The sequence below is a fragment of the Mixta hanseatica genome (assembly GCF_023517775.1).
Classification (GTDB): Bacteria; Pseudomonadota; Gammaproteobacteria; order Enterobacterales; family Enterobacteriaceae; genus Mixta; species Mixta hanseatica.
On the sequence record NZ_CP082904.1, the window covers coordinates 318,105 to 343,231 of the forward strand.

At 52.8% G+C, this 25,127-nt stretch carries 22 protein-coding genes and 1 pseudogene; all 23 read left to right on the forward strand.

Annotated elements, in window-relative coordinates; all coding sequences use genetic code 11:
- The first annotated feature begins 455 nt into the window (after nt 1-455).
- The gene (gene glgB / locus K6958_RS01435) at nt 456-2,648 is read left to right on the forward strand and encodes a 1,4-alpha-glucan branching enzyme (protein WP_249893027.1); all 2,193 of its coding nucleotides are present in this window, start codon (nt 456-458) and stop codon (nt 2,646-2,648) included.
- Nucleotides 2,645-4,630, forward strand: coding sequence for a glycogen debranching protein GlgX (gene glgX, locus K6958_RS01440; RefSeq protein WP_249893028.1), 1,986 nt, complete (start codon nt 2,645-2,647; stop codon nt 4,628-4,630). The genes glgB and glgX overlap by 4 nt, the downstream gene beginning before the upstream one ends.
- Nucleotides 4,631-4,640: 10 nt before the next feature.
- Nucleotides 4,641-5,933: a glucose-1-phosphate adenylyltransferase gene (gene glgC / locus K6958_RS01445; protein WP_249893029.1), complete on the forward strand. Its 1,293-nt coding sequence runs from the start codon at nt 4,641-4,643 to the stop codon at nt 5,931-5,933.
- Nucleotides 5,934-6,000: 67 nt separating this feature from the next.
- Nucleotides 6,001-7,434, forward strand: a complete 1,434-nt coding sequence (glgA, locus tag K6958_RS01450; RefSeq protein WP_249893030.1) for a glycogen synthase GlgA — start codon at nt 6,001-6,003, stop codon at nt 7,432-7,434.
- A 20-nt stretch (nt 7,435-7,454) separates the two neighbouring features.
- Complete coding sequence (gene glgP / locus K6958_RS01455) at nt 7,455-9,902, forward strand: glycogen phosphorylase (protein ID WP_249893031.1); 2,448 nt, start codon at nt 7,455-7,457, stop codon at nt 9,900-9,902.
- 445 nt (nt 9,903-10,347) lie between these two features.
- Nucleotides 10,348-10,962: a winged helix-turn-helix domain-containing protein gene (locus tag K6958_RS01460; protein ID WP_249893032.1), complete on the forward strand. Its 615-nt coding sequence runs from the start codon at nt 10,348-10,350 to the stop codon at nt 10,960-10,962.
- Nucleotides 10,963-11,106: 144 nt separating this feature from the next.
- Nucleotides 11,107-11,346, forward strand: a complete 240-nt coding sequence (locus K6958_RS01465; RefSeq protein ID WP_249893033.1) for a Flp family type IVb pilin — start codon at nt 11,107-11,109, stop codon at nt 11,344-11,346.
- A gap of 169 nt (nt 11,347-11,515) precedes the next feature.
- Nucleotides 11,516-11,830 (forward strand): prepilin peptidase, encoded by a 315-nt coding sequence (locus K6958_RS01470; RefSeq protein ID WP_249893034.1) that lies wholly within the window; start codon nt 11,516-11,518, stop codon nt 11,828-11,830.
- A 59-nt stretch (nt 11,831-11,889) separates the two neighbouring features.
- On the forward strand, nt 11,890-12,720 hold the full coding sequence (locus tag K6958_RS01475) for a DUF11 domain-containing protein (RefSeq protein ID WP_249893035.1): 831 nt from the start codon (nt 11,890-11,892) through the stop codon (nt 12,718-12,720).
- Nucleotides 12,717-14,096, forward strand: a complete 1,380-nt coding sequence (locus tag K6958_RS01480; RefSeq protein ID WP_249893036.1) for a type II and III secretion system protein family protein — start codon at nt 12,717-12,719, stop codon at nt 14,094-14,096. The genes K6958_RS01475 and K6958_RS01480 overlap by 4 nt, the downstream gene beginning before the upstream one ends.
- Before the next feature lie 86 nt (nt 14,097-14,182).
- The gene (locus K6958_RS01485; RefSeq protein WP_249893037.1) at nt 14,183-14,620 is read left to right on the forward strand and encodes a hypothetical protein; all 438 of its coding nucleotides are present in this window, start codon (nt 14,183-14,185) and stop codon (nt 14,618-14,620) included.
- Between the two features lie 12 nt (nt 14,621-14,632).
- Nucleotides 14,633-15,739 (forward strand): CpaE/TadZ family protein, encoded by a 1,107-nt coding sequence (locus K6958_RS01490; RefSeq protein WP_249893038.1) that lies wholly within the window; start codon nt 14,633-14,635, stop codon nt 15,737-15,739.
- Nucleotides 15,740-16,435 (forward strand): annotated as a pseudogene (locus K6958_RS01495) (TadA family conjugal transfer-associated ATPase); the annotation flags it as partial.
- 54 nt (nt 16,436-16,489) lie between these two features.
- Nucleotides 16,490-17,187, forward strand: a protein-coding gene (locus tag K6958_RS01500; RefSeq protein WP_103215986.1) for an IS1-like element IS1A family transposase whose coding sequence is annotated in 2 segments (ribosomal slippage) — nt 16,490-16,739 and nt 16,739-17,187 — 699 coding nt in all. Because the reading frame shifts where the segments join, the coding sequence is not laid out codon by codon here.
- Between the two features lie 24 nt (nt 17,188-17,211).
- Nucleotides 17,212-17,442 carry a type II secretion system F family protein gene (locus K6958_RS01505; RefSeq protein ID WP_249893040.1) on the forward strand — a complete coding sequence of 77 codons (231 nt, stop codon included), beginning with the start codon at nt 17,212-17,214 and terminating at the stop codon, nt 17,440-17,442.
- A gap of 58 nt (nt 17,443-17,500) precedes the next feature.
- Nucleotides 17,501-18,166: a tetratricopeptide repeat protein gene (locus K6958_RS01510; RefSeq protein WP_249893041.1), complete on the forward strand. Its 666-nt coding sequence runs from the start codon at nt 17,501-17,503 to the stop codon at nt 18,164-18,166.
- Nucleotides 18,166-18,672 carry a TadE/TadG family type IV pilus assembly protein gene (locus K6958_RS01515; RefSeq protein ID WP_249893042.1) on the forward strand — a complete coding sequence of 169 codons (507 nt, stop codon included), beginning with the start codon at nt 18,166-18,168 and terminating at the stop codon, nt 18,670-18,672. The genes K6958_RS01510 and K6958_RS01515 overlap by 1 nt, the downstream gene beginning before the upstream one ends.
- A gap of 13 nt (nt 18,673-18,685) precedes the next feature.
- Nucleotides 18,686-19,222 carry a tight adherence pilus pseudopilin TadF gene (gene tadF / locus K6958_RS01520; RefSeq protein ID WP_249893043.1) on the forward strand — a complete coding sequence of 179 codons (537 nt, stop codon included), beginning with the start codon at nt 18,686-18,688 and terminating at the stop codon, nt 19,220-19,222.
- A gap of 37 nt (nt 19,223-19,259) precedes the next feature.
- Entirely contained in the window at nt 19,260-20,549 is a 1,290-nt protein-coding gene (locus tag K6958_RS01525; protein ID WP_249893044.1) for a TadE/TadG family type IV pilus assembly protein, read from the forward strand.
- A gap of 212 nt (nt 20,550-20,761) precedes the next feature.
- Nucleotides 20,762-21,304 (forward strand): hypothetical protein, encoded by a 543-nt coding sequence (locus tag K6958_RS01530; protein ID WP_249893045.1) that lies wholly within the window; start codon nt 20,762-20,764, stop codon nt 21,302-21,304.
- A gap of 48 nt (nt 21,305-21,352) precedes the next feature.
- On the forward strand, nt 21,353-21,868 hold the full coding sequence (locus K6958_RS01535; RefSeq protein ID WP_249893046.1) for a hypothetical protein: 516 nt from the start codon (nt 21,353-21,355) through the stop codon (nt 21,866-21,868).
- 12 nt (nt 21,869-21,880) lie between these two features.
- On the forward strand, nt 21,881-24,418 hold the full coding sequence (locus tag K6958_RS01540; protein ID WP_249893047.1) for a TcfC E-set like domain-containing protein: 2,538 nt from the start codon (nt 21,881-21,883) through the stop codon (nt 24,416-24,418).
- Nucleotides 24,405-25,118: a hypothetical protein gene (locus tag K6958_RS01545; protein ID WP_249893048.1), complete on the forward strand. Its 714-nt coding sequence runs from the start codon at nt 24,405-24,407 to the stop codon at nt 25,116-25,118. The genes K6958_RS01540 and K6958_RS01545 overlap by 14 nt, the downstream gene beginning before the upstream one ends.
- Nucleotides 25,119-25,127: the final 9 nt, after the last annotated feature.

The following is a 25,127-nucleotide window of genomic DNA, read 5'->3' on the forward strand; positions in this document are numbered from 1 at the left end:
CTTCAGGAGGGCGCGCTAGTCAGGCAGAACCGTACTCTCACGCCATGCTCGGCGCGGACAGCAGCAGCGGCGCATTGCGTTATCAGTCTCTTTAAGCTCGGAATGGGCTTTCTTCTCAGTCATGAAGGACATACCTGAAATTCCCCCCGTTTCTTCCTTTCCCAATCTTTTCATCAGGCTGGCGTAAAATTAACCGCCAGGTGATCCGTATCCTCTTTTTAAGCTTTGTGCTAATTATTTTATGCAAAGTTCGCAGGCTTATGGTTGGCCTTGTCTATGCTTAGCAAGACTGTTTTTGTTTTTCTGCTTTGAATATTAAAAGTTGATGCGCGCGGCAACGCTTTTTCCATGGAAAGGTGCGGCTCTGTCGGCGTGCGCATGGCTCATTGAAGAGTAGTCAGGCTAACGTCCTTATACGTCACGTTTCGGCTACCATACATCACAGGAAGAAAGTCATGTCAGAGCTCCCGGATCGCCAGGCGATCAATGCGATTATTGAAGGTCACTACGCTGACCCGTTTTCACTGTTGGGAATGCATCAGACCAGTAACGGACTTGAGGTGCGGGCGCTACTGCCTGATGCCTCTGAAGTCTGGGTGATCGAAACCAGCACCGGGCGTAAATGCGCTCAGCTGAAGTGTCTCGATTCACGCGGCTTTTTTAACGGGGTCATTCCACGTCGTAAAAATCCGTTCCGCTATCAGCTTGCCGTGACCTGGCATGGCGAGCAGAACCTGATTGACGATGCCTATCGTTTCGGCCCGCTGCTACAGGAGCTGGATAGCTGGCTGCTGGCCGAAGGCACCCACCTGCGCCCATATGAAACGCTGGGCGCGCATGCTGATGTGATTGACGGCATCAGCGGTACCCGCTTCTCCGTTTGGGCGCCTAACGCGCGCCGCGTCTCGGTGGTGGGCGATTTTAACTATTGGGATGGACGTCGCCATCCGATGCGCTTTCGTCGTGAAATCGGTGTCTGGGAACTGTTTGTGCCCGCGGCACGTACCGGACAGCTCTACAAATACGAAATAATTGATAATAAAGGGCAACTGCGTCTGAAATCAGACCCGTTTGCCTTTGAATCACAAATGCGGCCTGACAGCGCGTCGGTGATCTGCGGGCTGCCGGAAAAGGTCGCCATGCGTGAAAACCGCAAGGCGGCGAACGCGTTTGACGCGCCGATTTCTATCTATGAGGTTCATCTCGGCTCATGGCGTCGGCATACCGACAATAACTTCTGGCTGAGCTACAAAGAGCTGGAAGAGCAGCTGATCCCCTATGTGAAAGAGATGGGCTTTACCCATATCGAACTGATGCCGATTAACGAGCATCCGTTTGATGGCAGCTGGGGTTATCAGCCGGTGGGAATGTATGCGCCGACCCGGCGTTTCGGCACGCGCGATGAGTTCCGCCATTTTGTCGCCGCCGCGCACGCCGCCGGGCTGAACGTGATCCTGGACTGGGTGCCCGGCCATTTCCCTTCCGATGATTTCGGCCTCGCACAGTTTGACGGTACCGCGTTGTATGAGCATGAAGACCCGCGCGAAGGGTTTCATCAGGACTGGAACACGCTGATCTATAACTACGGTCGCCGTGAAGTCAGTAACTATCTGGCCGGTAACGCGCTTTACTGGGTAGAGCGCTTTGGCATTGATAGCCTGCGCGTGGATGCGGTGGCTTCGATGATCTACCGTGACTACAGCCGTCCGCAGGGCGAATGGGTACCGAACCACTTTGGCGGACGTGAAAATCTGGAAGCCATTGATTTCATCCGTTACACCAACCGTATGCTGGGCAATACTGCTCCCGGCGCGGTCACTATTGCTGAAGAATCAACCGATTTTCATGGCGTATCGCGGCCGCCGGAAACCGGCGGACTGGGTTTCTGGTATAAGTGGAACCTCGGCTGGATGCACGACACGCTGGATTACATGAAGCTCGATCCGATCTATCGCAGTCACCATCACCATCTGATGACCTTCGGCATGCTGTACAACTACACCGAAAACTTCGTGCTGCCGCTTTCGCACGATGAAGTGGTGCACGGTAAGCGTTCGATCCTCGATCGTATGCCGGGCGACGCCTGGCAGAAATTCGCCAATCTGCGCGCCTACTACGGCTGGATGTGGGCCTTCCCCGGTAAAAAACTGCTGTTTATGGGCGGCGAGTTCGCGCAGGGCCGCGAGTGGAATCATGATAGCAGCCTCGACTGGCACCTGTTGGAAGGCGAGGACAACTGGCACAACGGCGTACAGCGCCTGGTGCGCGACCTTAACCTGACTTACCGGCACCATGCGCCGATGCACCAGTGTGATTTCGACGGCAGCGGCTTTGAATGGCTGGTAGTGGATGACTACGAGAATTCGGTCTTTATCTTTGCGCGCCGCGATCGTGACGGTAATGAAATTATTGTCGCCAGCAACTTTACGCCGGTTCCACGCTACAACTATCGCTTCGGCATCAATCAGCCGGGCGGCTGGCGCGAAATCATCAATACCGACTCCGTGCATTACCACGGTAGCAATACCGGCAACGGTGACGTGGTGTGGAGCGATCCGTTACCCAGCCATAACCGTGAACATTCGCTGATGCTGACCTTGCCGCCGCTGGCCACGATTTGGTTGATTCGGGAGCGGGAGGCGGAATGAGTCATTTGCGTACGGGTAATCCTGCTCCTCCTGGCGCAACCTGGGATGGTAACGGGGTTAACTTCACGCTGTTTTCTCAACATGCCCAGCGCGTGGAGCTCTGCCTGTTCGATGAGAAAGGGCAGGAAGTACGCTATGACCTGCCGTCTCGCACCGACAACATCTGGTACGGCTACGTACCGGATCTTAAACCGGGCCAGCGCTACGGCTATCGGGTGCATGGTCCCTGGGCGCCGGAACAGGGGCATCGCTTTAATCCGGCTAAGCTGTTAGTCGATCCCTGCGCGCGCGCCGTCGAAGGCGAGGTGGCGGATAGCTCGCTGTTTAACGGCGGCGAATGGCAGCGCGATGAGCAGGATAATGCGGCGACTGCGCCGAAAAGCGTGGTGGTTGCGGAAAACTTTAACTGGGGCGATGACGCCGCGCCGCGCGTACCCTGGGGCAATACGGTGATCTATGAAGCGCACGTGCGTGGATTAACCCGGCGGCATCCGGAAATTCCGGAAACGCAGCGCGGTACTTACGCTGCGCTGGGGCATCCTGTTATTGTCAATTATCTCAAACAGCTGGGCGTGACTACGCTGGAACTGCAGCCGGTGGCGCAGTTTGCCGATGAACCGCGTCTGCAACAGCTGGGGCTGCGTAACTATTGGGGCTATAACCCTTATGCGCTCTGGTCGGTTGAACCGCGCTACGCTTCCGGCGAGGGCGGTCGCAGCGCGCTGCAGGAGTTCCAGCAGGCGGTAAAAGCGCTGCACGCGGCGGGTATCGAAGTGGTGCTGGATATGGTGCTTAACCATACCGCCGAGCTGGAAGAGATCGGTCCGACGCTGTCGATGCGCGGCATTGATAACGCCAGCTACTATTGGTTAACCGATGACGGGCATTATCACAACTGGACCGGCTGCGGTAACACGCTCAATCTTAGCCATCCTCAGGTGATGAATTGGGCGCTTGACTGTTTGCGTTACTGGGTGACGGTGTGCCATGTCGATGGTTTTCGTTTCGATTTGGCCGTGGTGCTGGGAAGAACGCCCGATTTTCGTGCCGATGCGCCTTTCCTTGCGGCGCTTAAAGCCTGCCCGATTCTTTCGCAAGTCAAGCTGATTGCCGAACCGTGGGATATCGGACCGCACGGCTATCAGGTGGGCCGCTTTCCGTCGCCGTTTGCGGACTGGAACGATCGCTTCCGTGACGATATGCGCCGCTACTGGCTGCTGGGCGAATTAACCAACGGCGACTTTGCACGCCGCTTCGCCGCTTCCAGCGACACCTTCCAGCATGACGACCGGCTGCCTTCCGCTACGGTGAATCTGATCGCCGCACACGACGGCTTTACCCTGCGCGATTTGCTGAGCTTCACGCGTAAACGCAATGAGGCCAACGGCGAAGATAACCGCGACGGGCACAACGGTAACTTTAGCCACAATCACGGCAGCGAAGGATTAACGGTCTCGCTTAACGTGCTGGAGCGCCGCCGCCGCAGCGCGCACGCGTTACTGACTTCACTACTGCTGGCGCAGGGCACGCCGATGCTGCTGGCCGGCGATGAACACGGACATACGCAGCACGGCAACAACAATGCGTATTGTCAGGATAACGAACTGACCTGGTTTGACTGGGAAAACCAGGATGAAGGGCTGTACGCCTTTACCGCCGCGCTGATCCATCTGCGTCAGCAGATCCCCGCGCTGACACAGGATCGCTGGTGGACGGAAGGTGACGGGAACGTTCAGTGGCTGAATAGCCAGGGCGAGCCGCTGAATGCGCAACAGTGGGAGCAGGGGGAGCATAAACTGCAAATCCTGCTTTCAGGACGCTGGTTGATCACGATTAATGCCACGCAAGACGTGAGCGAAATATCTCTACCAGACGGAGAATGGCGCGCGGTTCCTCCTTTTGCCGGGGAAGATAATCCTGTCCCGTCGACTGTCTGGCATGGGCCTGCGCACGGCGCGTGTGTGTTCCAAAAGCAAGTATAAGGAGTCAGACATGGTCAAGTTAGAACGTACCGAACACCTGATGCTGGCGAGACAACTGCCAACGCAAACTGTGGCCCTCATTCTTGCAGGCGGACGCGGCACGCGCCTAAGAGATCTGACCGCGACGCGCGCTAAACCTGCGGTGCATTTTGGCGGCAAATTTCGCATTATCGATTTTGCTCTGTCGAACTGTATTAACTCCGGCATTCGGCGCATCGGGGTGATCACGCAGTATCAGTCCCACTCGCTGGTGCAGCATATCCAACGCGGCTGGTCATTCTTCAATGAAGAGATGAATGAGTTTGTCGATCTGCTGCCGGCGCAGCAGCGCTTCAGCACTGAGCACTGGTATCGCGGCACCGCCGATGCGGTAACCCAGAATCTGGATATTATTCGTCGCTACGATGCGCAATATATCGTCATCCTGGCGGGCGACCATATCTATAAAATGGATTACTCGCGCATGCTGCTGGATCATGTCGATAACGATGCGCGCTGCACCATTGCCTGTTTGCCGGTGCCGCTGCATGAGGCGACGGCGTTCGGCGTGATGGCGGTCAATGATAAAAACCGCGTGGTGGATTTTGTAGAAAAACCGGCGCAGCCGCCCTCCATGCCGGGCGATGACACCAAAGCGCTGGCCAGCATGGGCATCTACGTGTTTAACGCTGATTACCTGTATCAGTTGCTGGAAGAAGACCTGGAGATCCCGGGATCCAGCCACGATTTTGGTAAAGATCTGCTGCCGAAAATCGTTGCCAGCGGCGAAGCACTGGCGCACTCCTTTAACATTTCCTGCGTGCAAAGCGATGACGACGCGGTGCCCTACTGGCGCGATGTCGGCACGCTGGAAGCATACTGGCGCGCCAACCTCGACCTGGCCTCGGTCACGCCGGAGCTGGATATGTATGATCATGAATGGCCAATTCACACCTACATGGAACCTCTGCCACCGGCTAAATTTGTGCAGGATCGCTCCGGCAGTCATGGTATGACCATGAACTCGCTGGTTTCCGGCGGCTGCATCATCTCCGGTTCGGTGGTGGTGCAGTCCGTGTTGTTCTCACGCGTACGCGTGAACTCGTTTTGCAATATTGATTCTGCAGTGCTGCTGCCTGACGTAGTGGTTGGACGCTCTTGTCGTCTGCGCCGCTGCGTTATCGACCGCGCCTGCGTTATTCCAGAAGGCATGGTAATCGGCGAAAACCCTGACGAAGACAGCCGCCGTTTTTACCGTTCCGAAGAGGGTATCGTGCTGGTAACGCGCGAAATGCTGGCCAGGCTGGCCGACACTTCCGCCTGACCGACAAAACAGTAACACACGCAATCTGCGCGAGGATCGCGCCAGATTTCCGTTAAAGGAGCCGAGAATGCAGGTTTTACATGTCTGTTCAGAACTTTTCCCGCTGTTAAAAACCGGCGGGTTAGCTGATGTGGTGGGGGCATTACCGGCAGCACAGATTGCAGATGGAACGGACACGCGCGTTTTACTCCCGGCGTTTCCGGATCTGCGTAAAGGAATAACCGACACGGAAGTCGTCGCTGAGCTGCAAACTTTCGCAGGCCCGGTCAGGCTGCACTTTGGACATTTTAATGGGGTTGGCATTTATCTGATTGAAGCTGAGGAACTGTACGATCGGCCCGGCAGCCCTTATCACGATGAAAACCAGTTCGCTTATCCAGACAACTATCTGCGCTTTGCGCTGCTCGGCTGGATGGGATGTGAAATGGCCTGTGGACTGGATACCAACTGGCGTCCGGATATTGTGCATGCCCATGACTGGCACGCCGGTTTAACCTGCGCCTATCTGGCGGCGCGCGGACGGCCGGCAAAATCGGTATTTACCGTGCATAACCTGGCGTATCAGGGGCTGTTTTACGCGCATCATATGGATGAAATTCAGCTGCCGCCGTCGTTTTTCGATATGCATGGCCTGGAGTTCTACGGGCAAATCTCTTATCTCAAGGCGGGGCTGTTCTTTGCCGATCATATTACGGCAGTTAGCCCGACCTATGCGCGTGAGATCACCCTGCCGGAATATGGTAACGGCATGGAGGCGCTACTGGCGGAGCGGATGCGCGAAGGGCGGCTGAGCGGCATCCTGAACGGCGTCGATCCGCTGATCTGGGATCCGGCGCATGACCTGCTGCTTAACGCACGTTACAACCGCGATACGCTGGATGCCAAGGCGGAAAACAAACGTCAGTTGCAGATTGCGATGGGCCTGAAGGTAGATGACAGCGTGCCGGTGTTTGCGGTGGTAAGTCGTCTGACTAAACAGAAAGGGCTGGATCTGGTGCTGGAGGCGTTGCCGAGCCTGCTGGAGCAGGGCGGTCAGCTGGTGTTGCTGGGCGCGGGCGATGCGGTATTGCAGCAGGGCTTCCTGGCGGCGGCGGCGGAAAATCCCGGCAGCGTCGGGGTACAGATTGGTTATCACGAAGCTTTCTCTCACCGCATCATGGGCGGAGCGGATGTGATTATGGTGCCGAGCCGCTTTGAGCCTTGCGGCCTGACGCAGCTTTACGGCCTGAAGTACGGCACGCTGCCGTTGGTTCGGCGTACCGGCGGGCTGGCGGATACGGTCAATGATAGCTCGCTGGAGAACCTGGCGGACGGTATCGCCAGCGGCTTCAGCTTTGAAGACAGCAACGCCTGGTCGCTGCTGCGCGCCATCCGGCGTTCGTTTGTGTTGTGGTCTCGTCCTTCTTTGTGGCGCTACGTTCAGCGTCAGGCGATGGCGATGGACTTTAGCTGGCAGGTGGCTGCACAGGCCTACCGGGATCTTTATCAACGGTTGTTGTAACCTGATTTGGGATACTTGCTATGAACGCACCTTTTACCTATGCCTCACCTACGCTAACGGTCGAAGCGTTAAAGCACTCTATTGCCTATAAGCTGATGTTCACGCTGGGTAAAGATCCATCCGCCGCCAACAAGCACGAATGGTTGAACGCCTCGCTGCTGGCGGTCCGCGATCGTATGGTGGAGCGCTGGTTGCGCTCCAGTCGCGCTCAGCTTTCGCAGGATGTACGTCAGGTTTATTACCTGTCGATGGAATTCCTGATGGGCCGTACCCTCTCCAATGCGCTGCTGGCGATGGGGATCTATGAAGATCTCAGCACCGCGCTGGAGGAGATGGGGCTGGATCTGGAAGAGCTGATCGAAGAAGAGAACGATCCGGGGCTGGGTAACGGGGGCTTAGGGCGTCTGGCCGCCTGTTTCCTTGATTCGCTGGCGACGCTGGGTTTGCCGGGACACGGCTATGGCATCCGTTACGATTACGGCATGTTTAAGCAGAACATCGTGGACGGACGTCAGGCTGAGTCGCCAGATTACTGGCTGGAGTATGGCAATCCGTGGGAATTTCAGCGTTATAACACCCGTTATAAAGTGCGTTTTGGCGGTCGTTTACAGCATGAAGGCGCGAAGGTGCGCTGGCTGGAAACCGAAGAAGTGCTGGCTATGGCCTATGACCAAATTATTCCCGGCTTTGATACCGACGCCACTAACACGCTACGGCTGTGGAGCGCGCAGGCCAGTAATGAAATCAACCTGGGGAAATTTAACCAGGGCGACTACTTTGCTGCGGTAGAAGATAAAAACCATTCAGAAAACGTATCGCGCGTGCTCTATCCGGATGACTCTACCTATTCCGGTCGCGAGCTGCGTCTGCGTCAGGAATATTTCCTCGTGTCGGCGACGGTGCAAGACATTCTTAACCGTCACTGGGAGATGCACCAAACTTTCGATAATCTCGCGGATAAGATCGCCATCCACCTGAACGATACCCATCCGGTGCTGGCGATCCCGGAGCTGATGCGCTTGCTGATTGACGAGCATAAGTTCAACTGGGACGACGCGTTTGAAGTAGTGTGTCAGGTTTTCTCTTATACCAACCACACTTTAATGAGCGAGGCGCTGGAAACCTGGTCGGTGGATATGATCGGCAAGATCCTGCCGCGCCATCTACAGATCATCTTTGAAATTAACGATTACTTCCTGCGTACTATCCAGGATCACTATCCGGACGAGTGGGAGCTGCTGTCGCGTATTTCGATCATTGATGAGAACAACGGGCGTCAGGTGCGTATGGCCTGGCTGGCGGTGGTGGTCAGTCACAAGGTGAATGGCGTATCAGAGCTGCACTCTAATCTGATGGTGCAGTCGCTGTTTGCCGACTTTGCCCGTCTGTTCCCGGGGCGCTTCTGTAACAAAACCAACGGCATCACCCCACGCCGCTGGCTGGCGCTGGCTAACCCGGCGCTTTCTGAGGTATTGGACGAGAGCATTGGACGCCACTGGCGCACCGATCTTAGCCAGCTGGAAGAGATCAAGCCGCAAATCGATTTCCCCGCCTTTATTGAAAAGATCGCCGATGCCAAGCTGCAGAATAAAAAGCGTTTGGCGGCCTGGGTGGCGAAAAACATGGATATCGTGCTCGATCCTAACGCGCTGTTCGATGTACAGATTAAGCGCATCCATGAATATAAGCGCCAGCTGATGAATGTGCTGCATGTGATTACGCGCTATAACCGCATCAAGGCCGATCCGAACGCGAACTGGGTGCCGCGTGTGAATATCTTCGCCGGTAAAGCGGCCTCCGCCTACTATATGGCGAAGCATATAATTCATCTGATTAACGATGTCGCGCAGGTAATAAATAACGATCCACAGGTGAAAAATAAGCTGAAGGTGGTCTTTATTCCCAACTACAGCGTGAGCCTGGCGCAGATCATTATTCCGGCCGCTGACCTCTCCGAGCAAATTTCGCTGGCCGGTACCGAAGCGTCGGGCACCAGCAATATGAAATTTGCCGTTAACGGCGCGTTAACTATCGGCACGCTGGACGGCGCCAATGTTGAAATGCTCGAACATGTGGGCAAAGAGAACATCTTTATCTTCGGCAACACCGCCGATCAGGTGGAGAAGCTGCGGCGCGCAGGGTATAACCCGCGCCAGTATTATGAAGAGGATGAAGAGCTGCGCCAGGCGTTAACCCAAATCGCTACCGGCGTGTTCAGCCCGCAAGAGCCGGGGCGCTATCACAATATCTACGATTCTCTGATTGGCCTGGGCGACCATTACCAGCTGCTGGCTGACTATCGTAGCTATGTGGATACGCAGGATAAAGTAGATGAACTGTATCGCCAGCCGGAAGAGTGGCAGCGGCGCGCGGCGCTGAATATTGCCAATATGGGCTATTTCTCTTCAGACCGTACCATTCAGGAATATGCTGACGAGATTTGGCACATTTCACCTATCCGACTGTAGCGTAACCTTAGGCCGCCTGGCGTTTTAGCGTCGGGCTGGCTTTTCCCCTTGCTAAAATCTTATCCGTTAGCGTTATCCCCACCGCATTCCCTACGTTCCGCGTCCTTCCCTTAAACAGCACCGTGATTGCCCAGGTTAATTTATTTTAGATTAGTTGAAAAGGTATTTAGCTTGCTGGCCTGAAAAGAAATAGTGATATCCAATAGGGCTTTTTAAGAGATAATCAGATCCAGAGCAACGTGCATTGACTATCTGCAACACCATTTATTTCTGTTAATTAATTAAAATGAGGATTAGTGTGATTTATTTACCAATGAGGGTTGAAGGTTGTACTGGACGGGAAATTATATAATCATATACAACGTGATGACAGCGGTGTCCTGATAGAGAGACATAACGTAATATTATAGCGTTAATAATAAAAGATTGCTGGAGCTTGAGACAAATGGATGGGTTCTGTAATAACGTCATGGACAGTGACGAACTCAGTTTTATTCTAAATGACGACATACAATTTTTGCCAGGGAAAAGATGTATTATCAATCCTTCAGGTACGGTTATTAGCCTTTCAGAGAATAGCTATCGCTTCTTATTACTGCTCCTGAATGGCGAGACGGATAAGCAGAAGATCATTAATCAGGTATGGTATGAACAACGTGGCTCAGTAAGCGACAGCAGCTATTATGGGCAAATTTACATGTTGCGCAAAGCTTTTGACCTGGTGGGTTTATCCGGTTCGCTAATCAAAACCATCCCACGCAAGGGCGTAAAATATATGGGTAAGGTGGTAAAAGTAAAAGTCGATCCTGACCTGAACATTGAAATGGGCAATGCGCAATCGGTAGAGGGAGATCATGACCTACCGCTACTGCCACTTAAGATACATAATGAATTAAAGTTGGATAGTGTCACGGCGCAAAAAAAGGATAACAGCATCACACAGAATGAATGGTTTCACAGCAGGCGCTGGAAACTGCTTATCACTATTTTAGCGGTACTGGCGGTATGCTGGCTTACAACTTTAGTTGTAGCCATTATTTACCTGTTTTTTTTAAAGTAACGATACCTGTTTCTGTTTGATAGTTTTTGAGAAATAACAGGGAGTCGTTGAGGACTTCAGCCAGATCTGACGCTTTAATTGCTGCGTCTCCCGCCGGCAGGCTGGTGAAAGACAATACCCTCTAAATTTTGTTATGGAAAACAGATGAACAATTTAATTATTAAATGCTACGTAATGACCCGTCTTCGTATAGCTGAGTTTGGTAAGGATCGACGTGGGGTGACCGCCATTGAATACGCGCTAATTGCCGTGGCGATGGCAACGCTGCTGGCCGTGGTGCTGGGTAACCAGAACTCCGGTTTCCTCGGGGCGCTGAAAGAGACGTTTAATAAAATTTCCCAGGCGATTAGCAGCGTCACCAGCAGCAAGACAACAGCCTCATAATTTTTCACAGTTAATCTCACTGCGAGAATATTTAACGGTATTCTCGCAGTTTTTATCTTTTCTGTCATCGGCTATAAGAGATACAAACATGCTTTGGCTGTTCGATGTTAATTTTATAATCATAACGCTTGTGCTGTTATATATATCCTGGCAGGACATCCTGTTAAGAGTGATCGCCCATCGCAGTCTGTTTTGCCTGTTTCTCTCCCTGCTTTCGTTATTATTTTCGGCTCACTGGCAGCTTAATTTTTTTGCAGCTGCAACCCTCTTTATTACCGGCTTCCTTCTTTTCGCGATTAACACTATTGGCGGCGGCGATGTCAAGCTGATGGCGCTGCTGGCTCTTTTTACACCTGAAAAGATGTTTACTGATTTTTTATTGCTTACCGCCTTTATTGGCGGTGCAATAGTGATATTTAGTCTGTTTTTTTTCGACGCCAGATCCGTGAACATGGAGTGCCCTACGGGGTGGCTATTTCTTTAGCCTTTATTTTTCTTCTTCCTTGTTATCATGATGCCTGATAATTTGATTAGGATGATTGAATGAATCACAAAATGCTTTTTTTCCTGTCATTGTTCGTTATTGCTGTCGGAATTACCGGCATCGTTATGCAAAAAAAAGAGCCCGTTACGGATGATAACGTGCCGGCCGTTTATCACGGAGGAACAAAAAAAGTGATAGCAATAGCCGAAACGCTAAGAGAGATTAAACCACACCAAATTTTAAATTCCGGAGATTATCAAATAAGAACCCTTGAAATTGATGAAGCAAGTCAGGATATTCGCGATATATCTTTATTAGGCACAAATAATCTTAACGGATATCTGGTTCTTAACCATTTGCCCGCCAACAGTGCGATCCTGCCGGATAGGGTGGAAGCGCCGGGCAGTCAAACATTTGTCTTACACAGTTTAAAAGAAAATGAGATGCCTTACAGCTATCGGGTCAGGGCGCAAGATGAAAGCCTGCTAACCAGCTTAGCCGTTGGCGATGAAGTCACGCTTTATATCCGCCTGATTGAAAATGAAAAAGGGCAGATTATTAACACGGGATCCCTGTCGGAAACGAGCGCCGCGCCGAATAGCGCTAACTTAAACTATGCTATTAGCCGTATTTGCGGTCCCTTAAGCATTATTGAGATCAAAAAAGATAAATATCAGGGTGAAAAGAGCGGTTATGAGCATGATGAAACGGTCGGCAGCATTGTTTTGCGCGCCAGCCGGGAGCAGCTTGCTGACCTACGCGTTGCGGAAAAGGCTGGAGAGATACTCTTATTCCCTACGGATAGCGAGAAAGAAGGCGATAAAAAACTCAGCATGAATGAGGTTCTAAAACAGTTCCGCGCTGTAAAACAATTAAGAGGTGACCAGTGAATTACTCTGCACACCTGCCCCGCTTTCTTTCAGGGAAACACACCGCTGTACGGTTATTGCTGGCGGCTGTCGGGCTATTGCTGGCCTTTTACTGCCGGGCGCAGGAGATCTACATGGAGCCGGGCGAAACCCACGTCGTCAAGATACAGGATGAGATCGGCACGGTATTTATTTCCTCAGCCAAGGTGGCGGATTACGAACTTATCGGTGAGCACAGCGTCATGGTGTACGCCAAAGCTGCGGGGCGCGCCGATCTGCTGGCGTTTGATAACAGCGGCAATCAACTGGTTAAGGTCACGCTGGTTATCGATCCGCTACTGAGCGCAGTGCATAAACAGGTTTCCCAACTGGTGCCGGACAGTCAGGTATCGATTGTGAAGCTGGGCAAAAGCTATGTGATTAGCGGCACCGTCGCTAACGAAGAAGATCGTGAAAGAATTTATCAGATAGTGGGCGAGGGACTTGGCGCCAGCCAGACGATGATCAATAAATCGGTAGCGGACCCAGGCAGCGTCGATGGCGGTGGTAGCCAGCAGAACGGCATCAGCTGGCTGAATGAGGTGAGCTATCAGAACGTAATCAATCAGCTGCAGCTGCCGGTCACTAATCAGGTCAACGTCAGGCTTTCCGTAGTAGAGGTGACAAAATCCTTTACCGATAATGTGGGAATTGACTGGGGTAACGCTGGCGGCCTGCCTGGCTCCTTTCACTTTGTGAAATTCAACGCTGATACGCTGAACAGTCTGGTTCACGCCATTAGCAATGATTCCGTGGCGCGCGTGTTAGCTGAGCCCAACCTGTCGGTTATTTCCGGCGAGACGGCGGAATTCCTGGTGGGCGGCGAGGTGCCGGTGATCTCCTCTTCTAACAACGGCACCAGTGTGCAGTACAAAGATTTCGGTATCAAGCTCAATATCGGCGCACGGGTAAACAGCAATAAACGCATTCGCCTTACGCTGGGTGAAGAGGTCAGCAGCATTAATAGCACCTATAACACCAGCGCCGGGCAAAGTTTTCCTACTTTTCAAACGCGCCGGGCGCGTACCACGGTAGAACTGGCCGATGGCGAAAGTTTTCTGCTGGGCGGCCTGATCAGCAACAACGAGCGTGAAGAGCTTTCCCGTCTGCCCTTTATTGGCGACGTGCCCATTTTAGGCGCGCTATTCCGTAATGCGAAAACCGAGCGTACGCGCGGCGAGCTGATGGTGGTGGCGACCGTTAACCTGGTGAAGCCGATCGGCAGCGATAAGATAGTCATGCCGGATTTTCAGCGCACCTCGACCTGGGCCCGCTTTCTTAACTTTGACGCTATCGATAATCAGCAATCGCGTCAGTTGGCACAGCAGTTTATTGAACAGGGAGGATTCATTAAATGAAGAGGCCGCGTTGTCTGTTAATAAGGCTTTGTTGTTTGGGGGCGCTGTTGCCGCTGGCTGCACAGGCGGCAAACAACCCGCCGGCAATGAAAGAGCAGCGGTTGGCGTTCAGCCTGCAGGAGCGCACAGAAATAGAGCGGGTTGCCGGAAAAATAGTGGCGCAGGCGGGGCCTGAATTTTCCGGCTATATCCAGCTGGCATGGTTTGACGAGGTCGGCTCTCCAGACGTGCGGCGGCTGCGACAGCAACTGATGCGCAGCGGCATTTCAGCGCAGCAAATCATGCTCATTCAGGAGAGCGGCGCGGTCCCTCAGCCAGATACTGGACTGCAGGTCCGGATTAAACAACCAGCCCATCAACCGGATACCGGGCCGCAGGTAGACCGCCAATCATCGGCGAGCGGCTCATCGCCTTGTCGTTACGCCACGCAAAACTATCGTTTCAACCTTTACGATGAGCAGGGATGCGCATTGTATAGCATGCTCAACTCCTCGCTTATCCATTTTCATAGAAACAGTGATTAAGGAACGGTGCAGATGCTGTTATTCCCGCACAAGGAAGAAAAAGCCTCTTTTAAAGAGATGACTTTTTACGTGCTCTCTGCCCGTGAAGCAGTTAATGAGCAGCTCAGTCAGCTATTGCGGCTGGCCGGATTTAATCAGATTGAAAAAGTGCAGCAGGCGCTGGGGCAGGTACGTAATTTAACGCTCTCGCCCGGGGCCTGGGGCCTGATTATTGATATTGGCGATCGGACGCAGGTTGAGGAAATGGTGCCGGCGATTCAGGCGCTGGTGCCCCGTAATCTCTGGTGCTGCGTAACCGGCGACAGTGATTCGATCACGTTGGCCCAAAGATTCGCCCGCCATGGAATCGCTTACTTTTATCTTAACGCGCAAAGCGACGAGATGATGCAGGCGGCTGCTAACGGGGCTACCGCTAAGGTTCGGCGCCGGGCGGTCAGCGTTAGCGTGCTGGGCTGTAAAGGCGGGATAGGTAATACCACGCTGGCCTGGAAACTGGCCAATCGGCTGGTGCAGCAGCGACAGATGCCGACCCTGTTTATTCAGGGACGAGCCGGCTCACGCGATCTCGATCTGGTGATTGGCAAAAAAGTAAGCCGTCATACCGTGGCGGTCAATAAACACCTGGACGCGATGAGTTGGGAAGAAATGCCGTTACCGTCGCTTGAGCATGAAAACTTCGAAAAATATAACTTCGTGGTGTTTGAGGAGTCGATCAACGCGGCGGATAAAGAACAGATGCGTCAAATAGTTGAACGCACCTCCTGCCTGATCTTGATAATGGATCGCTCTATGTCGTCAGTGCGCACAGTATGCAGCCTGACAGAGATCATCGACGCGATCAACCGTTCACATCCTACGCCCCGGCGCTTTCTGCTGTGCCTGAATGACAGCCGTCCGATCACCAGCGATATGCTCAACCTGGATGATCTACAGGCGTTGTTGGGCCGTCAGCTGGATGTGATTTTCCCTTACCACAACGCGCGGGCTTCCTCTTATTTCCCCTCGCTGCGGCGTCAGCGTTCGCCGATGGCCGTGCTGACGCAGAAAGTATTAGGCGAATCGACACCGGCTGAAAAATCCCTGCTGCAAAGGCTGACGGAAAAAAGAGAGGAGGGCTAAATGGAAATTAGCATTGAGCTACAGGAAGCGCTACGCGACGGCGTGCTGAAAAACATTGAAATAGCCAAAGTCGAACATCTGATCGCCGATCGAGCCGAGCTGCTGCGAGAGATGAATCGGCTACTGGAAAGCGTTATCGAGCAGCAGGATATCTATTTGGATAGCCGATCGCGGCACCTGATGGCGGAAATGATGACGGACGAGCTTATGGGGCTGGGGCCGCTGCGTCCGCTAATGGAGGATGCTACCGTAAGCGATATCCTGGTAAATGGACCGAACCAGATATATGTCGAACGCTTCGGCAAGCTGGAGCTGACCGGCTGCCGCTTTATTAATAACGCTCAGCTGACCGATATCGCCAAACGTCTTGTGCAGCGAGTGGGGCGGCGGCTGGATGAAGGGCAGCCGCTGGTTGATGCCCGCCTGTCGGACGGCAGCCGCCTTAATGTGGCGATACCGCCCATCACGCTGGATGGCACGTCGATCTCTATTCGTAAATTCGGCAAAAGCAATCTCGAACTGGCGGATTTAGTACGGCTGGGGGCGATCAGCAGTCAGATGGCTAACTTTATGATTATCGCCGCCCGCTGTCGGCTGAATATTATTATTTCCGGCGGCACCGGCTCCGGGAAAACCACGCTATTGAATGCATTATCGAAATATATCGATCCCAGCGAGCGCATTATTACCATGGAGGTGATGCTGCCAACTTACTGATTTAGTGTATGATGGTGTTTTTGAGGTGCTCCAGTGGCTTCTGTTTCTATCAGCTGTCCCTCCTGTTCAGCTACTGACGGGGTGGTGCGTAACGGCAAAAGCACCGCCGGACATCAGCGCTATCTCTGCTCTCACTGCCGTAAAACATGGCAACTGCAGTTCACTTACACCGCTTCTCAACCCGGTACGCACCAGAAAATCATTGATATGGCCATGAATGGCGTTGGATGCCGGGCAACTGCCCGCATTATGGGCGTTGGCCTCAACACGATTTTACGTCACTTAAAAAACTCAGGCCGCAGTCGGTAACCTCGCGCATACAGCCGGGCAGTGACGTCATCGTCTGCGCGGAAATGGACGAACAGTGGGGCTATGTCGGGGCTAAATCGCGCCAGCGCTGGCTGTTTTACGCGTATGACAGGCTCCGGAAGACGGTTGTTGCGCACGTATTCGGTGAACGCACTATGGCGACGCTGGGGCGTCTTATGAGCCTGCTGTCACCCTTTGACGTGGTGATATGGATGACGGATGGCTGGCCGCTGTATGAATCCCGCCTGAAGGGAAAGCTGCACGTAATCAGCAAGCGATATACGCAGCGAATTGAGCGGCATAACCTGAATCTGAGGCAGCACCTGGCACGGCTGGGACGGAAGTCGCTGTCGTTCTCAAAATCGGTGGAGCTGCATGACAAAGTCATCGGGCATTATCTGAACATAAAACACTATCAATAAGTTGGAGTCATTACCGAAATCCGCATGTTTTGCGCCACGCTGCAACAAAGCGTGCATTACGGCACCTCGCTGTATAACAGCCTGATGGAATTATCAAAGGATATTCGGGAATTACAGCTGCTGGAGGCAGAAGAAAGGATTGGCAAGCTTTCTGCCAAAATGAGCGTGCCGTTAATCATTTTTATTATGTTCCCCATTACGGTGTTAATTGCCGCGCCAGGCATTTTAAGGGTAATGAAAAATGCGCTTTTTTAATCGATATTTCCTGCCGATCGTCGGCGCGTTCTTGTTATCAGCATGCGCCGGTGGGCCGTTGAAAAATAATCAGGCGGAACATTATCAGGAAGATATTTTACTCAAGGCGAATAATCACAGCGGCCTGATTGCGCTGTATCGTAACCAGCTTAAGCATAAGGAAGATCCTCAGGTCAGATTAAAGCTGGCGCAATACTATTACCAGGTCGGGGATTATCAAACATCGCTTAATACTTTGCTGGCGCTCAATAACAAAACGGACCGGCAGATAGCTCTTTTACGGGCAAAAAACGCGATTGCGTTGGAGAATTATGCTCAGGCCCTGCAAGTCACGGACGCCATGATGCTGCGCGAACCGAACGATGCTGAGGCATGGAACCTGCGCGGTATCGCGCTGGCGCTTTCCGGCAAGCGGGAGGAAGGTCAGAGGGCCATCGAGTACGCGCGCGCGCTGTTTATCGCCGACGAGATCGCGCTGAATAATCTGGCGGCCATCGCTATGCTGGATCAACGCTACCAGCACGTGGTGGAACTGCTTCTGCCGCAGTATCTGTACGGCAAAAAGCAGACACGCTTGCTGCATAATCTGGTGCTGTCGCTGGTTAAGGTGGGCGATCGTCGTTCCGCGCGCAACATTATTGAAAGCGAGAATTTATCCGATCGGCCGGATGCATTGATCGATGCGCTGGCGCAGGTTGCGCCTGACGTAAAGGAGAAAGTCTGATGGCAAAGCAACAAGGAAAATGGCGTTCAGGATCGCTGTCCTGCCAGCGCGGCGCGGTGACGGTTGAATTTGCGTTTACGGTAATGATTTTTTTAATGTTGGTACTGTTTGTCGCAGAAATGTCGCGGCTGGCCTACGTTTCTTCGGTGATTGATCTGGCGGTATCCGAGGCGGCTAAAGAGGCGAAAAACAGCTCGGCAGGTCAAAATGGCGACTACTGCCGTCGCTTTGAAAAAAGGCTGTTTGAGCAGGGCGGCAGCCTGTGGGCTTTTCTTACCCGGAAGGATGCCGTCACCCTCCATATCGCCTATGCCGCGTCGCTTGACGACATGATCAAGCACGGCGGCAGTACGGGCGATTATCGTTCCCGACCTCTGGCGCGCTATCAGCTGCAATACCGCTACCATCCGATGTTTTTTCTGCTTCCTGATATCTGGGCCAATAACTTTTTGAACCGGGAGGTGATTTTTGTTCAGGAATTTGAACGTTCTAAATTTATACACTGATCGGCGTGCTGCCGTGTCGGTAGAATTTGTGCTGATCTCCCTGATGCTGATCCTTTTTATCGTTTTTCTATCTGATTTGATGCTGCGTCAGGCAACCATCGGCAAGCTGGACCGTGTTTCCTATTCCGTGGCGGGCGTATTGCGTGAACGTATTCAGTTGTTTGACGCCCGCGAAACGCTTAATCAGCAGGATGTAGATCTGGCGGCCCGGCTGGCGGCGCGGATGCTAAAAGATATGCATAGCGATATCGATCTCTCCCGGCTGCAATTAACGGTGGAAGAGCTGCATTTTGCCGATCCTTTACGCCTGAACGACACGCGTAAACAGGTGAAGCGCTATCGCAGCTGGCATAGCGGCAGCGCTGAGCAGTGTAAGCCGCCGCAGCCGTTAAATCAGCTGACGCAGCTGACGCCCAGAGGAAGCTATGGTCGCTGGGTGCCGTTGTATCAGGTTACGGTATGTCTGCCGAACATTAGCTGGTTCACCCGATTAACCTCACGCGAGCAGCAAACGGTACTCTCTTCCTTTGCCATCGTCATGCTGCGATGAAACCGACCAGGAACAGGATTAGCTGACAAGGAAAGTTATGTTTTGGCATCAAAAATTGTTTGCGGTGTTAAAGCGCTTTGGCGCCGATCGGCGCGGCGCTTTCGCCATTAGTTTTGTTATGTTGTCAGGCTTACTGATGTCGCTGGCCGCGCTGGGGCTGGAAGGCTCGCGCTATATTACCGTGCGCGCCCGGTTGTCGGATGCGATGGAGCAGGCAGCGCTGGCGTTGACCGCAGAAGATAATGGCGCGGGCGCAACGCGTAATAATACGCTGGCCAGCGACTATTTTCGCGCCTGGATGCGGCAGGAAAAGCGGGTATTTACGCCAAAGGTCACGGTAAAAAGCGGCGTGGTCGCCAGCAACTCGGCGCTGACCTATGTTGAATATCGGGTCAGCGGCCGCACCCTGTATGACTCGTGGTTTCCCGCTTCGTTTTTCCCGGGGTTCGCTAAAGAGGTCGTCGTAGGTGAAAACGGTGCGGCACGTAAGCTGCGCTCCAATATGGACGTGATGTTCGTGGTTGATTTTTCCGGCTCGATGAATTTTCGTTTGGGTTATCAAACCAAGCTGGTGGAGCTTAAGCGTATCGTCTTACAGCTTTCCGAAGAGCTGTTTTCCTACAATATCGGCAATAAAGTGGGGTTTGTTCCCTTCGGCTGGGGCAGTAAAAATGGTAACGTGTGTGACTTCCCGTTTGTCGCTAATCGTCCTGTTCCCCTGGATCTGCTCACTTTGCCCGCTAAGGTATTTGAGCAATATGTGGATATTTCTGCCACCGTTGCGGCAATTCCGCAAAAGGTTAATCAGTTTCCCTTACCGTTCAACTATGTCCATCCAAGTTACTGCCTGCGAAAAAGCCAGTCATGGGTCGTTCCTTTAACCAGCAGCGCGGCGCAAATCAGGCAAATTCAGGGGATGACCGCAGGCGGTGGAACGCTGGTAAGTTCCGGGGTATTACTGGGCGTGCCTTACCTGGCGGCCGGCACCGCGCCGCGTAAAGTCATGGTGATTATTTCTGATGGCACGGACGATCCAGCGGATATTAATATCACACCGCGTCTGATTAGGGCCGGGATGTGCGATAAAATCCGTAATGTCCTGACCACCAACGAGGCGTCGGGAAAATCTCATTTATTGGTATTAATTATGCGCCGACCTATAACTGGAAATCCTGCGTCGGCGAAAAGAATTTTTATTTACCGCGAACCGTTAAAGAGCTTGAGCGGGATTTACAACGCGCCATATTTGAAGAAGTGGGACACAATATTGTTAAGGATTAGCGGCCGCGATTCGGCAATCTCATTACGCGGCAACCAGAAAATCTAAGAGTAAAAAAGAATGCGATCAAGATTTTTTACGGCGAAGTGAGTAGTGTTTAACTATCGCTCAGTGACGTTTATTGTCCGTGCAGCCTTTTTTAACTTCACGCTGAATACATTATTAGAAAAGGCCGGAGCGTATTAAAGACGCTAACTTAACGAGTCGCTATGCTCTGCGGTTAGCCTGTCATACTTCTTATAAGTCAGGATTTAATTGTAATGAAAACTAAATTCATTTTATCTGCATTTGCCGGATTAGTTCTCTCCGCCTCTGCGCTGGCGGCGACGCCAGCCAGCTATGATACTAAATTCAACGTAAGCGCCAACGTACCGGACAGCGCGAAAATCACCGATCCCAGCGGCCGACCAATTACCGATATTGACGTTATGCTGCGTCCGGCCGCCTCTGGAAAAATGGAAGCGGAAACTCAGGCGTTAAAGCTGTGGAATAACGATGTGCAAAAGCTAACAGTTCTGCTGACGTTAGATGATAGTCAGGCGGCGACCGGCGCCCCTTTCAAGCTCTACAGCACGCAGAACGGCAAGCTGGATGAAATGACTTATCAGATCACAACCCTGACCAGCGCCGGTTCGCAGGTGTTCACCACCTCAGGCCAAAGCAGAGAATATACACTGGGTGCAAACGGCACGCATGGTGAACTGCCGGTAGTGTTTAAATTTGTCTCTAATCAAAACTATGATGCGCTGGGACAGGGCTTATATAGCGGTGTGGTTTATGCCAACGTCGTGGTTAAACCTTAATTACCCTTAATGCGGGTTGGGGGCAGCTGGAAGGCGGCCCCATTAATTATGATGATTGATAATTATTTTATTGGGCTGAGCGCGGCGCTGCTGCTCTGGAGTCAGAACGCACTCTGTATTAAACAGGCTCAGGTCGAGCTGGATATTTCTGCGCGGTCCGTCGCCCGCGTAGTGCTTTATTATGATGGGCTGCCGTTAAATGATAATAATATTAATTTCCCTCTGTTTGTTAACGACTACTCCCGGCGTTTCGAACAAACTTCGCCATTTTTTTATTTGGTCGGCAATGTCGGACAGGCGGATATTGTTTTCGCAGAAGATAACTTTTTCCTGTCGTCAGCGGATAACAGCAGCGCCTCTATTTTTCTTAAGGGCGATTTTATCTTTAGGGGGCAGCAAAAAACTGCCACGCAATATCTCCGCATGCCGGTATTAGACGATATAGCGCAGAAAAGTCCTCTTAATGGCGCGAAAGTGCGCTTCGTTTCCGAACATCTGGCCAGCCATTACGCGAAAGGGCGTTATAGCAATGTGTTTACGTTAATTATCACGCCGGTCATTTAAAAAAGTCAGGGAATGATGAATTGGAATATCACGATTATAACGGCCGTGCTGGGCGGTTTAATAATGCCGTTGCCCGCCGCCGCAATCCCGCTCCCGGCGGGATTTGAGGATATATTTTACGCCAGGCAAAGCAGCGTGGTGGAGATTATTTACGGCGAAAACGCTCTTGGCTCGGTGGCCGTAGAGTATGACCGGCAAGAGGTTGTGCTGCTTACTCCCGGCGTGCTGGTGGATCAGATTATCGCAGCGGATATGCCGCCGCTGACGTTATCCGCGCAGGCACTGCGGCAAAAGCTCTCCGTACCGCTCAAACGGGTAGGGCAGCAGGGGTTTGCCGACAGGGACATTGTGGTCAGCCTGAATGAATCGGATGCTTCGTTGCGCCTGATTTTCCCGGCATCGCTGTTTTTGAACGGCGAGGCGGGCTACGCGCGTAAATATATTACTTATCGCAACCAAACCGGGCTGGTACACAGCCATAACCTGAACTACCTGACGGACAACTACAGCAATAGCCTGAGCCTGGCGGCTAACGAAACGCTGAATTTCACCGGCAACAGTTATCTGAAAGGCGCATGGAGCTACGCCGCCGATATCGATTTTGCGCTTGATGAACTGGCATTTTATCTGGAGAGCCGCCATACCCGGTTTAAAGCAGGGCGGCAGCGGCTGGGCGATAACCTGATCGACAGTACGCCCTCAATGAGTTACAGCTTTTTTAATCCGATGAGCTTTGATGGCGTTTCGCTGGGCTATATGACCGATAACTATCTCACTCCCGGCTCGGGCGCCGCCTCGCCGGTAACCGTCTATTTACCGCAGGCCGGGAGCGTTGAAATTTACCGTAATGGTCGATTAATTGACCTGCAGCAATTCGCGGCCGGTTTGCAACATCTGGATACGCGTAGCTGGCCGAGCGGCGGCTATGATGTGCTGCTGATTTCCCGCCTGGCCAACGGCAGCCGGGAAGAGAAAGTTCAGCCATTTTTTAAACGCAATGGCATTTTCCGTTCCGGGGAGCTGGAGTATCTGCTGCAACTGGGCCGCTACGATCAGCGTCAGGGGCAGTTTGCTTCGCGTAGGCAGCACGGCAAGGCGCAGCGCTGGCACGCCGTCAGTAATCATCCTTTCGCCGGCGCTTCGTTGGGTTATACCACAGCTTCTGCCTTCTCGCTGGGCGGCGGATTGATGATGGACAATACCGATTTCTATAGCCACGCCAGCATAGATGTTCCGGTTAACAGCTGGTTCGTCGAGCGTTTGTATATTGATGGGCTGTATGGTAACGACGGCAGTAACGGCTACCAGGTCGGCATGATGAAAAACCTCTACCGGCTTGGCCTGAATCTGAGCTACCGCGATCATCATTTTCGCGGTGACCGGCAGGATTTCCGTCGCTTCGGCGTAATACCTGCCTATGATTTTGAATATTTGCAGTTTGGCGTGAACAGTTTTCTACCGTGGAATGTCGGCTTTGGCCTGAGTTATGGGCTTAACAGTTTCTGGCAGGAGTATGGCCGTCAGCAGCGAAGCCGGTTTGAAAGCTGGGACATTAACCTGAACCGTGATTTTTCTTTGCCGGGCGATCTTAATCTGCGGGTAGATTTAGGTTTTCATCAGGGCATTAACGAATTTATTAGCCGTAACGCCTGGCACGGCACAACCGAAAGTCGGGTCTTTGCACAGTTCACGTTAGGCATGCGCGAACGCAGCTATAACCATTATCAGAGCCTCTATTTACGCGCGCGCCTTAACGGCGACAACAGCGATAAAAATAGCTATGGCGCTGATTACGCGCTCAATCTGGACAATCCGAATTTCGATCGCGGCGGGAAATACACGCTTACCGCCAGCCTCAGCCAGGGTCCAAACCAGGAGAAACATGGCGGCGCGGGCATAGTTGTTGATAACCGCCTTGGCTATCACGCCATCGGCGTCTCGCGCGCCTTCGGCAATCGTTCTTACCAGCAACTTTACTTCTCTCAACGCAGCGGCTTCGCCCTGGGCGAGGGAGATGTAGCCTGGGGGCGGATGGATAACAATGCGGCGCTAATTGTTGATGCCAGCGAACTGCCGACGGATCACTATTTCGACGTACGGAACCGCAATACCGAGCCGGTAGTGATCCGCGGCGGCGAAATCACTACGCTGTCAACCATGCCCTATCAAAAAATAGCCCCTCAGGCGGAGCAGGTATTTACCGGCAAAACGGACGCGTTTTATCACCTCTCGACGCAGGCGCCGTCCGTGTGGGTAATGCCGGGTCAGGTATATCGCCTGAAGCTGGCGGCGACGAAAAACCAGACCGTAACCGGACGCCTGCTGTATGCCGGTCAGCCATTGGCGCATGCCAGAGTAGTCGGCGGCAACAGCATCACGGATGAGGAAGGGCTGTTTGTCGGCGACTTTACGCTGAAAACCAGCGAGCGATTAACGTCATTGACCGTGAAAAAAGAAGGGCAGCGCTACCTCTGCCTGCTGTCAGAAAACAACGTCAGGATGACTCAGGGCATCATGCAAATCAGGGAGACTCAGTGTGAAATTCAATAAGCGGGCAGGCGTATGGTTCGGGATAATCGGCATGCTGACGTGCGGTACGGCGCAGGCGATTGAGGTATTTCCGGTGGTGAAAACCATTAGTGAGGAAACGCCGCGGGAGAATTACATCACAGTAAAATCGATGTTTCGTGCTGTTGAGAATGGAGAAGAGAAAGCGACGGATACTCAACAATATGAGTTTGTCACGCTGGAACTGTTTCATGTACCTAACCCCGGCGATAACAAGGAAAAACGCATTAAAGAGTTGGGATCGGCAGATCCAACGCTGGTTTTCTCCCCGACCCGGTTGGTCATTCCCTATGGTGAAATGCGCAAGGTGAGAATTATGCCGTTAAAGCCGGTCGAGCGGGAGCGCGTCTATCGCTTACGTATCCGGCCTGGCTATCCAGAACAGGCGCTCGACAAGGGCAAAGTGCGTTTTGCCATCGGCTATGACGTACTGCTGCGCTATCTGCCCTCCGGCAAGCAGACGCAGGGGATCGCTATCGCCTGCAAAAATAATCAGTGGGAGCTGAGCGCGACCGGTAATGTGCGTAGCGAACTGCGCGATCTGGTGGTGGATGGACGCAAGTGGAAAACGCAGTTTAACGTTTATCCTGAACACAGCCGCACTGTGACCGTAAATCAGCGCATGGCGTTTGAGCTGGAAGGCAAACTCCATGTCTATGAACAGTGCCAACGGAAGGGGTAAAACATGCGA